At 74.1% G+C, this 12,603-nt stretch carries 9 protein-coding genes and 2 pseudogenes; 2 read left to right on the plus strand and 9 right to left on the minus strand.

What is annotated here, in order from left to right; translation table 11 throughout:
* Positions 1 to 65: 65 nt before the first annotated feature.
* The gene (locus tag E3Z34_RS13455) at positions 66 to 1,565 is read left to right on the plus strand and encodes a hypothetical protein (protein ID WP_134774016.1); all 1,500 of its coding nucleotides are present in this window, start codon (positions 66 to 68) and stop codon (positions 1,563 to 1,565) included.
* A gap of 22 nt (positions 1,566 to 1,587) precedes the next feature.
* Here the strand turns inward: E3Z34_RS13455 and htpX are convergent.
* The 8 genes and pseudogenes from htpX to E3Z34_RS13500 form a co-directional block, all read right to left on the minus strand.
* Positions 1,588 to 2,462, minus strand: a pseudogene (gene htpX / locus E3Z34_RS13460) (zinc metalloprotease HtpX).
* A gap of 56 nt (positions 2,463 to 2,518) precedes the next feature.
* Positions 2,519 to 4,036, minus strand: coding sequence for a proton-conducting transporter transmembrane domain-containing protein (locus tag E3Z34_RS13465; RefSeq protein ID WP_134774017.1), 1,518 nt, complete (start codon positions 4,034 to 4,036; stop codon positions 2,519 to 2,521).
* Positions 4,033 to 5,081 (minus strand): annotated as a pseudogene (locus E3Z34_RS19065) (complex I subunit 4 family protein). The gene E3Z34_RS13465 and the pseudogene E3Z34_RS19065 overlap by 4 nt, the downstream one beginning before the upstream one ends.
* Positions 5,082 to 5,635: 554 nt before the next feature.
* Positions 5,636 to 7,672, minus strand: a complete 2,037-nt coding sequence (locus tag E3Z34_RS13475; protein ID WP_238695178.1) for an NADH-quinone oxidoreductase subunit 5 family protein — start codon at positions 7,670 to 7,672, stop codon at positions 5,636 to 5,638.
* Positions 7,669 to 8,628, minus strand: coding sequence for an NADH-quinone oxidoreductase subunit NuoK (gene nuoK / locus E3Z34_RS19900; protein WP_338043735.1), 960 nt, complete (start codon positions 8,626 to 8,628; stop codon positions 7,669 to 7,671). Before nuoK ends, E3Z34_RS13475 begins: the two co-directional genes overlap by 4 nt.
* Positions 8,615 to 9,247: a 4Fe-4S binding protein gene (locus tag E3Z34_RS13490; protein WP_134774019.1), complete on the minus strand. Its 633-nt coding sequence runs from the start codon at positions 9,245 to 9,247 to the stop codon at positions 8,615 to 8,617. Before E3Z34_RS13490 ends, nuoK begins: the two co-directional genes overlap by 14 nt.
* Complete coding sequence (gene nuoH / locus E3Z34_RS13495; RefSeq protein ID WP_134774020.1) at positions 9,244 to 10,218, minus strand: NADH-quinone oxidoreductase subunit NuoH; 975 nt, start codon at positions 10,216 to 10,218, stop codon at positions 9,244 to 9,246. Before nuoH ends, E3Z34_RS13490 begins: the two co-directional genes overlap by 4 nt.
* A gap of 63 nt (positions 10,219 to 10,281) precedes the next feature.
* Complete coding sequence (locus E3Z34_RS13500) at positions 10,282 to 10,692, minus strand: VOC family protein (protein WP_134774021.1); 411 nt, start codon at positions 10,690 to 10,692, stop codon at positions 10,282 to 10,284.
* A gap of 135 nt (positions 10,693 to 10,827) precedes the next feature.
* On the opposite strand from E3Z34_RS13500, the gene E3Z34_RS13505 reads away from it, so the two are divergent.
* On the plus strand, positions 10,828 to 11,634 hold the full coding sequence (locus tag E3Z34_RS13505; protein ID WP_134774022.1) for an SDR family NAD(P)-dependent oxidoreductase: 807 nt from the start codon (positions 10,828 to 10,830) through the stop codon (positions 11,632 to 11,634).
* Positions 11,635 to 11,666: 32 nt separating this feature from the next.
* Here the strand turns inward: E3Z34_RS13505 and kce are convergent, their stop codons facing one another.
* Positions 11,667 to 12,599 (minus strand): 3,5-dioxohexanoate:acetyl-CoA acetone transferase, encoded by a 933-nt coding sequence (kce, locus tag E3Z34_RS13510; RefSeq protein ID WP_134774023.1) that lies wholly within the window; start codon positions 12,597 to 12,599, stop codon positions 11,667 to 11,669.
* Between the last annotated feature and the right edge of the window lie 4 nt (positions 12,600 to 12,603).

The raw sequence follows: 12,603 nt of genomic DNA on the forward strand, positions 1-12,603 counted from the left end.
CCCGGTCCCTCCCGCGTCCACCACGACCTCCCCGACCCACGCTCAGCACAAGGAGACGAACGACCATGGTCGAGCACGACGACGAAGCCATCCACCGCCTGCGCGCCAGCGACCCCGCCACCGGGTCGCACCCCGACCTGCACCGGCTGCGCAGCCTCATCGCGCAGAAGGCCCCGGCCAGCCAGGGCGCCGACCGCGCCACCGCCGTGGACGACGAGCTGCTGCGCGGGCCACGCCTGCGCACCCCGTGGATCGCGGCGGCGGCTGTCGCGGCCCTCGGCCTCGGGGCGGGGGGCTACGCCCTGGGTGCGCAGCAGGCCGACACCGTCCCGCCGACGGCGGACGGCACCACCCGGCAGGTGGGACCTGCCGCCCAGGGTGATGACTCCGCCCCCGGCGCGGACGCGTCCGGCCCGGCGTCCGACCTCTCCGAGGAGGGCGTGTCCGAGCAGGGGCTGGCCGAGCCCGGCCTTCAGGACCCCGGCGTCATGACGGGGGTCGGCGACACGGACGCCGCCATGGGTGGGAGCGCAGGGTACTCCGGCCCCTCCTGGGACCCCGGCCCGGTCCGACTCACCGCGGGCGAGGGCCTGCCCGGCTCCCCGGGGACCGCCGAGGTGCGGGTCCGGCAGAGCGAGCAGACCCCGCAGGAGTTCATCGACGCGTATGCCGCCGCCACCGGGTTCGAGGGTCAGCCGCTGCCGGACACGGCGGGCGAGTACGGACCCGGTTACGTCGGCACGGGCCTGATCGACACCGACGACGGTCTGGTCATCTCGGCCAACGCCGAGGGCGGGGCGCTGTACTTCAACTACGAGGACATCTACGGCAACCAGTACTGCGCCCAGATGTACGAGGGCGTCCCGGACGAAGACCTCCAGACGATGCGCGAGGACTGGGCCCGCAGCTACGGCCCGGACCTGCCCTTCCCCACCCCGGAGAACTGCCGGGAGGTCACCGGTGAGGCCCCGACCGAGGAGGCGGCCAAGGCGGTCGCCAGCGAGTTCTTCGTCCAGGCCGGGGTGGACGTCAGCGAGTTCACCTTCTCCGCCTGGACCGACGAGTACGACGGGGCGGCGATGGTCATGATCGACGCCCAGCCCACCGACATGGCCGGCGCAGGCGACATGATGCTCTCGGCCACCGTCGGCCCGGAGGGGCTCGTCAACGCCTACGGCAGCATCGGCGAGCTGGTCTCGCTCGGCGACTACCCCGTCATCTCGGCGGCGGAGGCGGTCGAGCGGTTCGGCACCCGCGAGTTCAGCATGGAGTACGGCGTGAGCATCGCCGACGACACCGCGCTGATGAGCCCCGAGGACTGGGAGACCTTCGAGATGCCGGAGTGGACCCTGCCGGAGTCCCGGCCCCTCCAGGCCGGTGACAGGATCCCCATGCTCCTCAAGGACAAGCTCGTGACCGGCGCCGAGCTGGTGCGCGGGACCCTCTGGTCCCAGACGGCCGGCTCGGTCGAGGTCCCGGTGTGGAAGCTGACGACCGAGGACGGCATGTACTACCCGGTCCTGGCCCTGGCCGAGGAGGCCATCGAGTTCCAGACCTGGGAGTAGGTCGACCGGCCCCGGCCGACGGTCAGTAGCGGGTGATCCCCGGCTGCTGACCGTCGGCCATCCGCTGCAGCCGGGCGATCCGCTGGTCCATCGGGGGGTGGGTGGCGAACATCCGGGTCACGTCCTTGGCCCGGAACGGGTTGGCGATCATCATGTGGCTCGCGTTGACGACGTTCGGCTCGGGCGCGAGGGGGGCGCGGGCGGTGCCCACCTCCAGCTTGCGCAGGGCGGAGGCGAGGGCGAGCGGGTCCTCGGTCAGCCGGGCCCCGTCCTCGTCCGCGTCGTACTCCCGGGTCCTGCTGATCGCCAGCTGGATCACCGAGGCGGCGAACGGCGCCAGGAGAGCCATCGCGAGCAGGACGAGGGGGTTGGCGCCCTGGCCCCGGTTGCCCCCGCCGAAGAAGAGCATCATCTGGGCCACGGAGGTGATGACGCCGGCGATGGCCGCCGCCACCGAGCTGAGCAGGATGTCCCGGTTGTAGACGTGCATGAGCTCGTGGCCCAGCACCCCCCGCAGCTCGCGCTCGTCGAGCAGGTGCAGGATCCCCTCGGTGCAGCACACGGCCGCGTTCTTCGGGTTGCGGCCGGTCGCGAAGGCGTTGGGCGCCGCCGTCGGGCTGACGTAGAGGCGCGGCATCGGCTTGCCGGCCTTCTCGGAGAGCTCGTGCACGATGCGGTACATCGCCGGCTGCTCCTGCGGCGTCACGGGCCGGGCCCGCATGGCGCGGATCGCGAGCTTGTCGGAGTTCCAGTAGCTCCAGAAGGTGGTGCCGACACGATCAGTGCGAAGACCCAGATGAACCGTCCACCCTGGACCAGCGCGCCCATCCCGAGGAAGAGGGCCCAGATGGCGCCGAAGAGCAGCGTCGTCTTGAGCCCGTTGAAGTGCGAGTGCATGCCCCGTCAACGACGACCTGTCGTGCCGATGTTCCCACCGGCACGGGGGCGGGGGCTCAGACGATCCCCAGGGGCATGACGCTGCCCGCCACGAGCACGGCCGTGAGCAGGCCCACGAGCACGGCCACCGGGACCGGGGTATGCCGTGCCTCCCCGGCGTCGGGGTCCCCCTGCGTGTCCCCGTCACCCCGGCGGCCGACCGCCGCGGGGGCACCGACGACGACGGCGAGCCAGCGCAGGTAGACGGCGATGCCGAGGGCGATGTTGCCGGCGGCGACCAGGGCCAGCCACAGCCACTCCGACCCACCACCGAGGACCGGCCGGAGCGCGACGATCTTGGCGACCACCCCGGCGATGCCGGGCGGCAGGCCCGCCAGGGTCAGCAGGGCCAGGGCCAGCGGGAGGGCCAGCAGCGGGCGCGACCGCAGCAGGCCGCGGTGCTCCTCCAGGGCCGTGCCGCCGCTCCCGCGGGACCGTGCGACCGCCGCGACGACCACGAAGGCCAGCAACGTCGCCACGACGTAGACCAGCAGGTAGGACCCGGCGGCGTGCGCGGCCCGGGAGGACAGCGAGACCAGCGGGAGCAGCACCCACCCGGCCTGCGCCACCGTCGACCAGGCCAGCAGCCGGACGGTGTCGCTCTGGGTGAGGGCGACCAGGTTGCCGAGCGTCATCGAGGCGGCTGCCAGGACGGCCACGGCGACCAGGGTCGTCCCGTCGACGGCGCCCAGCGCCCGGACCACGACCACCAGGGCCCCGAGCGCCGCCACCTTGGACACGGTCGCGAGGTAGGCGGTGACGGGCAGCGGCGCGGCCGCATACGTCACCGGGGTCCAGGCGTGGAACGGGACGGCCGAGACCTTGAAGGCCAGCCCGGCGACGAGCAGGACCGCGGCCAGGACCAGCAGGGGCGGGTGGTCGACGGACCCGGCGGCCCCTCCGGCGGCACCGAGGAGGGCGGTGCCCGTGGCGGCGACCCAGAGCGCCGCGCCGAGGGCGAGAAGGGCGAAGGACACCAGGGAGGTCGTCAGCAGGGCGACCGCACCCTCCACCGCCCGGGCCCGGCGTTCGTCGGCCCACGTGGTGCGGACCAGGGCGACCAGCGCCACGGTCGGCAGGGTCGCCAGCTCGAGGGAGACCAGCAGCGTCCCGAGGTCCCCGGCCGCGGGGACGGCGACGACGCCGCCCGTGGCCCCCAGCAGCAGCGCGGCCACGACCGGGGTGCGTCCGGTCCGGTCCGACCCGTCCCCGGGGTCCGCCCAGTCGCGCCAGGTGAGGACCAGGACGACGAGCGCGGCCAGCAGCGCCGCCAGCTGGAGCGTGGAGGTCAGCCGGTCCGCGACGTAGAGGCACGGGCCGCCGTCCGGCAGGCACAGGGCGCCGCGGACGTCGCCGGCTCCGAGGCCCAGACCGGGAACCGTGCCCAGGGCCCCTGCCACCAGGCCGCCGGCGGCGACGGTGAGGTGACCGTCGCGGCCGCCGGGGACGGCGGCATCGAGCAGCAGCACCAGCACCGCCGCGACGAGGGGGGCCAGGACGGGCAGCACCGCCACGAGGTTCAGATCGAGAGTCACCGGGCGATCACCGCCTCGGTCCACGGGGCCGTCACGGTGAGCAGGAGTGCGGGGTGGACCCCGACCGCAAGGATGAGGGTGCTCAGCACGCCGAGCGCGACCCGCTCGGTCCGGATCGCGTCGGGGGTGCGCGGCTCCGCCCGGTCCCCCGACCAGACCTCGTGCAGGACCCGGGCCGCGTAGGCGACGGCGAGCACGGCGCCCAGGGCCCCCGCGACGACGAACGCCCGGAACCATTCCTCCGGCCGGTCCGGGGCCGGGGTCCACGCGCCCAGCAGCGCACCGGTCTCGCCCCAGAAGCCGGCCAGGCCCGGCAGCCCCATGGACGCCGCCATCCCGAGCACGAGGGCCGCGCCGAGCCGGGGGTTGACCTCGCGCAGGGCGGCCCGCGCGACCGAGAGGTCGGCGGAGCCCCAGCGGTGCTTGAGCCCGCCGACGACGACGAAGAGCAGGGCGGAGATCAGGCCGTGCGCAACGTTGCCGAACAGCGCCGCCTGCATCCCGGTCGCCGTGCCCGAGGCCAGGCCGAGCACGACGAAACCCAGGTGCGCGATCGAGGACCACGCGACGAGGCGCTTCAGGTCCCGCTCGACCAGGCACGCCAGACCGGCCCAGACCACCCCGACCACCCCCAGCCCGCCCAGCAGGGGGGCCCAGGTGGCGAACCCCTCGGGCACCACCGGCACGACCAGCCTGGCGATGCCGTAGGTCCCCAGCTTCAGCAGCACCGCGGCCAGCAGGACCGAGCCGGCGGTGGGGGCCGTCGCGTGGACCCAGGGAGCCAGGTGTGCAGCGGGAACACCGGGATCTTGAGGGCCAGACCGAGCAGCAGGACGGCGGCGACGACCACCTGGGTGCTCCGGTCCAGCCCGGTGGCGCCGGTGGCCGCCCACCGGGCCAGGTCGGTGGTGCCGGTGGCGGTGGCGAGCAGGAGCAGGCCGACCAGCAGGAGCGAGGAGCCGACCACGGTGACGACGAGAAAGCGCAGGGCCGCACCCTCACGGTCGCTGCCGGGGTCGCCGTACCGCCCCACGAGCACCCACATCGGGACCAGGACCAGCTCGAAGCCGATGAAGAACAGGAGCGCGTCCCCCGCGAGGAAGGTGATGAGCGCCCCGAGCAGGACCAGCAGGAGGCACGCGTGGTAGGTCGCCAGGCCGGGGACGTCGGTGCCCCGCAGGACGGGGATGGGCGCGGTCGGGCTCGTGCCCTGCAGGTCGGGCTCGGCAGGTCGCGGCGGCGGGGGGACGTGCAGGTGCAGTGACACGGCGACGACCCCGACGACGGCGGTGAGCAGCAGCAGCGGGGCGCTGAGGTCGTCCGGGACCAGACGCAGCCAGACGCCGAGGCTCGGGATCCAGGGCGCCTCGAGCTCCGGCCGGTGCAGGGCGACCCCGAGCACCGCGACGGCCGAGACGACCGCCGCGGCCAGCGACGTCAGGTGGACGGTCCGCCGGCCCGGCGGGGTCGGCCACCGCCCGGCGGCGAGCAGGGTCACCGCCGCCAGCAGCAGCGGGGCGAGGGCCAGCACGAGCCAGCCCGTGCCCAGGTCGGGCACCAGTGCGGTGGCGTCGTCGACGACCGAACGGAGGGTGGAGCTCACGAGGTCATCACCCCGATCGCCGCCAGGACGAGCACGCCGGCCAGCACCATCGCCAGGCCGGGGGTCGCGCGCCGCGGGCTGGTGAGGTCGCCGACCTGACCCAGCAGGCGGGCCCCGGCACCGGCGCCGCGCACCCACGCGTCCAGGACCTCCCGGTCGAACCAGGTGACCCCCCGGGCCAGGGCCAGGACCGGCCCGGCGACGACGAGGCGGTAGACGTGGTCGGCACCGAGGCCGCGTTCGGCGGCGAGACTCAGACCGGCGGGCACCCGGGCTGCGGCGTCCCGCGTCCGCACGCCCTGCGCCGCGAGCCGGACCAGGACGGCGCTGACGACCATGAGGAGCAGGGTCGCGGCCAGCAGCTGCAGGTCCAGGTGGACGTCGGAGCGCCACACCGGCAGCAGGACCAGCAGCCCCCCGAGCACCGTCATGAGGGTGAGGAAGGAGGTGCCGAGGCGGGCGGTCGAGCTGATCGCGGCCTCGGCCCGCTCGAGCCCCTCGGCCTCCTGGACGACCTGGGGCTCGTCGAAGAAGTCGTCGATCCGCTGCACCGGGCCGTGCACGTAGGCGGCCGCCAGGTCCTGGGCCTGGGTGGGCCGGGCCAGGACGAGCCAGGCCCGCATGCAGTAGGCGGCCGTGAGCGGGGCCGCGGCACCCACCGCGCCCAGGACGAGCACGGACGCCATACCTCCCCCGCCGGCGGCACCGACCTCGGCGGTGCCGAGGATGAGCTCCTTGGAGAAGAACCCGACGAAGGGCGGCACGCCGGCGAGCGCGAGCAGCCCCCACGCGAACCTGCGCCGCAGCACGCGGTAGCGACGCGCCCCCGAGGCGACCACCGCCATCGCGGTGCCGCCGACCAGGACCCCGAGCCAGCCGGCCGCCAGGAAGAGCAGGGCCTTGAACCAGGCATGGGCGGTGAGGTGCTGGAGGGCGGCGTCGGGGCCGGTGGCGGGGGTGGCCGCGGCGAGCACGGCGAGCATCAGCGCCACCTGGCTGACCGTCGACCAGGCCAGCAGCCGTTTGAGGTCGCCCTGGGCGAAGGCCAGCACCGCCGCGCCCAGCATGGTCACGGTCGCGAGGACCGCGAGCAGGAGCCGGGCCGGGCCGGTCACGGCGAGCAGGTCGAAGAGCTGGGTGAGCACCACGGTGCCGGCGGCCACCATCGTGGCCGCGTGGATGAGCGCGGAGGCGGGCGCCGGGCCCTCCATCGCGTCCGGCAGCCAGTCCTGGAAGGGGAAGAGCGCCGACTTGCCGGCCACGCCGACGACGAGCAGGCAGACCGCCACGGTGTGCCACCCGCCCGGTCCCCCGTGGGCGAGCGCCAGGTCGCCCCAGTGGCTCACGATCTCCCGCATCGCGGTGGTGCCCGCCCCGGCGGCGAGAATGACCAGACCGACCACGAACGCCGCGTCCGCGGTGCGGGTCACGAGCAGGGCCTTGCGGGCGGCCCGTCGGGCGCCGGCCTTGGCGGAGTGGTGGCCGATGAGCAGGTAGGAGCACCACCCCATCACCTCCCAGCCGACGAGGGTGAGCAGCACGTCGTCGGACAGGACCGTGAGCAGCATGGCGCCCGTGAACAGCGAGACCGTCGCCGCGAAGACGCGGTAGCGGGGGTCGTACCAGAGGTACCACCGCGCGTACCCCTGCACGATGACGGCCACGGTCGCCACCGTCCACGCCACCCAGGCCAGCGGCCAGGTCGCCAGCAGCTGCAGGGGCGCCTCGAGCTCGCCCAGCGGCAGGGCGCCCAGGGTGCCCGAGCGCCTCGTCCCGTCCTCGGAGCGGGCGAGCGTGTAGAGCTGCCAGGTCGCCGCAGCCCAGGTGGCCAGCCCGCCTCCCACGCCGATCCAGGCGCCCAGCCGGTTGGAGCGGCCGGCAAGGGTCAGCCCGGCCAGCGCGGCGAGAGCCGGGAGGAGCACCATCCACTGCGCCGGGCTCCCCCACAGGTCGGGCACCGGCAGGCTCGGGACCGGAATCGAGGGCAGCTGCAGGTCGCCCCAGCTCACGTCGGGCAGGTCCGGAAGGTTCATGCGACCTCCCCGTCCTGCGCCGGCGGGCGGTCCCGGTCCCGCGGGCGGTCCCGGTCCCGCGGATGCTCGGCGAGCGGCGCGTGCAGGTCGACGTGACCCCGGGCTCGGAAGAGGGCGAGCAGGATCGCCAGGGCGAGGACCACCTCGGCGGCGGCGATCGTGATGACGAAGAGGGTCAGGACCTGGGCGGAGGCGTGCGGGTCGGTCGCGGCGAGGCCGGTCTGCCCGACGGTGACCAGCAGCAGCCCGGCCGCCCCGAGGAGCAGCTCGACGCCGACGAGGACGAGCACCGCGTGCCGACGGGCCAGGATGCCGTAGACACCCAGACCGGCCAGCGCCGCCACGAGGAAGAGTAGGGCAGGGCGGGGCGGATCACGACGCTCCGCCCGCGTCGCCGCCGTCGCCCTGGACCGCCTCGACCTCGGCGGGGGCGTCCGGTCGCCGGCTGGCGTCGTCGGCACCACCGACGGGCGCCCGCGCCACCGCGACGCGACCGCGGCCACCAGGGCCAGGAGCAGCAGCGCGGACAGCAGCTCGAAGGGCCACACGTAGGTGCCGAAGATCCCGGTCGCCACCTCGGCGTTGTCAGGACCGGCGACCTCCACCGAGCCCCACCCGAAGGCGGCGAGGAGCGCACCGCCGAGCACCACGGTGGTGCCGGCGCCGACGAGCGCGGACGCCACGCGCTGCGGCACCGAGGTCACCACCGGCACCCCGCCCTGCCGCGTCAGCATGAGCGCGAAGAGCACGAGGACCACGACCGCCCCGACGTAGACGAGCAGCTGGACCAGGGCCACCAGCTCCGCGCCCAGCACCAGGTAGCAACCGGCAAGCCCGCCGAGGGCCACGACGAGCCACAGCGCGGCATGCAGGACGTGCCGGGAGGTCACCGCGAGAAGGCCGGCCCCACCCGTGAGGAGGCCGACCGCGACGAAGAGCACGTCAAGACCGCTCATCGGGCTCCTCCCCCGCAGTCGCCTCGTCCTTCGTCTCCGCCTCGTCCTTCGTCTCCGCCGCCACGGCCGAGTCGCCCGGCACCGCCGCCGCGGCCCGGGCCTCGACCTGCTCGCTCGCGAGCTGCCCCGCCGGCGCGACCGGGGTGTCCTGCTGCCCCTCATACCCCTCCGGCCACGTCGACTCCGGCACCCGTCGCATCCAGGTGCCCAGCCGCTCCTTGTCGTGGAGCAGGTTGCGGATGTCACCCTCGGCGTAGGCGAAGTCGGGGGCCCAGAAGAGCGCGTCGAAGGGGCAGACCTCCACGCAGATGCCGCAGTACATGCACAGCGAGTAGTCGATGTCGAAGCGGTCCAGGACGTTCTTCTGCCGCGCGCGACCACCGCTGCCCGGTGGCGGTTCCACGGTCTCCTTGTGCGAGTCGATCGTGATGCACCAGTCGGGGCACTCCCGCGCGCAGAGCATGCAGGACGTGCAGTTCTCCTCCAGCAGGGCGATCACGCCCCGGCTGCGCTCGGGCAGGTCCGGGGAGGTATGGGGGTACTGCGCCGTGTGCGCACCCGCCCGGAGGGTGCGGGCCGTGGTGCGCAGCCCCGCGAGCAGACCCTTGACCGACCTCATCCGAGCATCACCACCACGACGCCGGTGAGGGCCAGCTGGGCCAGCGCGACGGGGAGGAGCACCAGCCAGGCGAAGCGCTGCAGCTGGTCCTCCCTCACGCGCGGCCAGGCCACCCGCAGCCACAGCAGCAGGACGCCGACCAGCGAGGCCTTGAGCAGGGTCCAGAGGACCCCGACCACCGCGACGTCCCCGAAGGGGCCCCGCCAGCCGCCGAGGAAGAGCACGGCGAAGAGCAGGGACATCACGACCATGCCGGCGTACTCGGCGAGCAGGAAGAAGGCGAAGCGGAGGCCGGTGTACTCGGTCAGCGGGCCGAAGACGATCTCACCGTCGGCGACCGGCGCGTCGAACGGCGTCCGCTGCAGCTCGGCCACGGCCGCGGTCAGGAAGACGAAGGCCGCGGGCGCCTGCCACAGCAGCCACCACCACGACCACTCCTGGACGATGCCGGTGAGCGACAGGGTGCCGGCCGCCATCGCGACGCTCGCCGCCGCGAGCAGCAGGGGCAGCTCGTAGGAGACGAGCTGGGCGCCCGCACGCAGACCCCCCAGGAGGGAGTACTTGTTGCCGGACCCCCAGCCGGCCATGAGGGTGCCGATCACCCCGACGCTCGTGGCGGCCAGCACGAGCAGCAGGCTGGCCGGCACGTCGGCGGCGACCCAGGTCGCGCCCCAGGGGATCGCGGCCAGCGCGACGAGGTAGGGGACGAGGGCGACGGCGGGCGCGAGGCGGAAGACCGGCCGGTCCGCCGCCGCCGGGGTCACGTCCTCCTTCTGCGCGAACTTGATGCCGTCGGCGACCAGCTGGAGGATGCCGTGCGGCCCGGCCTCCATCGGGCCGAGCCGGCCCTGCATGTGCCCCATCATCTTGTGCTCGAGCTGACCCAGGGCCAGGGGCAGCGTGAGGAAGGCCGCCATCACGACGACGGCCTTCAGCGCGACCTCGAGGGCCAGCGGGAGTTCAGCGAGCATCGCCCGCCACCCTAGCCAAGACCGCCCCCTTGCCGTGGCCCCCGCGCCGGACGCCCCCTGGCCTCACCCGGTGAACAGGCAGAACGGGTGCCCGTCCGGGTCGACCATGACCCGGACGTCCTGCTGCGGCTGGTGGGGGTGGGTCGAGGCGCCGCACGCGAGCGCCCAGGCCTGCGCCTGCTCCAGGTCGTCCACCGCGAGGTCCAGGTGCGCCTGCGGCTGCTGCTCCCCCGGCGTGCTGGGCCAGACCGGCCGCACGAAGTGGGGGTCCCACTCCAGGTTGATGGTCATCCCGGTGGCGCCCGCCGCCGCTCGCAGCTGGGCCCAGCCGGCCTCGGCCGGCTCACCCTCGCGCGGGCCCTCGCTGCGCGCCACCTCCACCCCGAGCAGGTCGGCGTAGAACCGCGCGAGCCGCCGCGGGTGCGGCGTGCTGAGGCTGACCGAGGTGGCCTGGATCCGGGGGCGAGACGGCATACCCCATCCTCACCCGACGCACGACCCTCAGCCACCCCCGTCGCCGGCGCGGCCGCGGTGTGAACTCTCCCGGCCCCTCGCGCAACGTCGACCCACTCGCTTGCGCCCCATGGGGAGGCGGGGCACGATCCGCGTATGCCGCTGCCCTCCCCCTCCGCCCTGTTCTCCCTCCAGGGCCGCCGTGCCCTGGTCACCGGCGCCGGCCGGGGGATCGGCCGTGCGATCGCCCTCGGGCTGGCCGGTGCGGGCGCCCAGGTGGCCCTGGTCGCCCGCTCCGCGTCCGAGCTGGACGAGGTCGCGGCGCGGGTGCGGGAAGGTGGCTCGCCGGGGAGGACAGCCGCTACCCCCGGCGTCGTCACCGTGCCCGCCGACCTCGCCGACACGGCGGCGCTCGAGGACCTCGCCGAGACGGTGAGCCGCCGTCTCGGTGGCGTCATCGACGTGGTGGTGCACGCGGCCGGCGTCCAGGCCCGCGGTCGGGCCACCGAGCTGACCGACGCCGACTTCGCCCGGGTGCTCACGGTGAACCTCACCGCGCCGTGGCGGCTGAGCACCGAGGTCGCGCGTCGGCAGCTGGCCGCGGGCGTCGGGGGCAGCCACGTGATGGTCGCCTCCATGCTGGCGGTGACGTCGCGCCCCGAGGTCTCCCCCTATGTCGCCAGCAAGACCGGGCTCCTGGGCACCGTGAGGGCGCTGAGCACCGAGTGGGCGCCGCACGGCATCCGCGTCAACGCCCTGGCACCGGGGTACGTCGCGACGGCTCTGACGAGCCCGATGTTCGAGCAGCCGGACTGGCGGCAGGAGACGCTGCGGCGGGTGCCGCTGGGACGCTTCGGCCAGCCGGAGGACCTGGTCGGTCCGGCACTCCTGCTGGCCTCCGACGCCGGCAGCTACATCACCGGCCACCTGCTGACGGTCGACGGGGGCTGGACCTCGTCCTGACCCCGCCGACCCTGGCCTGCGGCGAGCTCCTCCTAGAACCCGACCTTGTCCCGACCCTTGAGACCGAGCATCTCGCGGGCCTCGTCGGGGGTCGCGATCTCGTAGCTGAGGTCCTCCAGCGCGGACCGGATCTTGGCGACCTGGGCCGCGTTGGAGGTGGCGAGCTCCTTGGGCTCGATCCACAGCGAGTCCTCGAGCCCGACCCGGACGTGCGAGCCCATCTGCGCCCCCATGACGGCCAGCGGCATCTGGTTCCGGCCGGCGCCCAGGATCGACCACTCGTAGTCGTCCCCGAGGAGACGGTTCGCGGTGCGGCGCATGTGCATGAGGTCCTCTGGGTGGCCCCCGATGCCGCCGAGGATGCCGAAGACGGACTGGACGAAGAGCCTGCCGCGGGTGAGACCGCGGGCATGCATGTGCTGCAGGTTGTAAAGGTGGGAGATGTCGTAGCACTCGAACTCGAAACGGGTGTCGTTCTGCGCCCCGATCTCCAGGACGGTCTCGATGTCCTTGAAGGTGTTGCGGAAGACGACGTCGCGGGTCGCCTCGAGCACCTGCGGCTCCCAGTCGTGCTGGAAGTCGGTGAACCGGTCGAGCATCGGGTAGAGGCCGAAGTTCATCGAGCCCATGTTGAGCGAGGCCAGCTCGGGCTTGAACTCGCGCACCGGGCGCAGCCGCTCCTCGACGGTCATCGTGGGGTTGCCCCCGGTCGTGATGTTGAGGACGGCGTCGGTGTTGCCGCTCACCTTCTCCAGGATGGGTGCGAAGTGGGCGGGGTCCTGCGAGGGACGACCGTCCTTCGGATCGCGGGTGTGCAGGTGCACGATCGCCGCGCCCGCCTCCGCGGCGCCGATCGCCGCGTCGGCGATCTCGTCGGGGTTGGCGGGCAGGTGGGGCGACATGGACGGGGTGTGGATACCGCCGGTGACGGCAGCGGTGATGATGACCTTGCGGATCGTGGCCACGGAC

The organism is Ornithinimicrobium flavum (assembly GCF_004526345.1).
GTDB lineage: Bacteria > Actinomycetota > Actinomycetes > Actinomycetales > Dermatophilaceae > Ornithinicoccus > Ornithinicoccus flavus.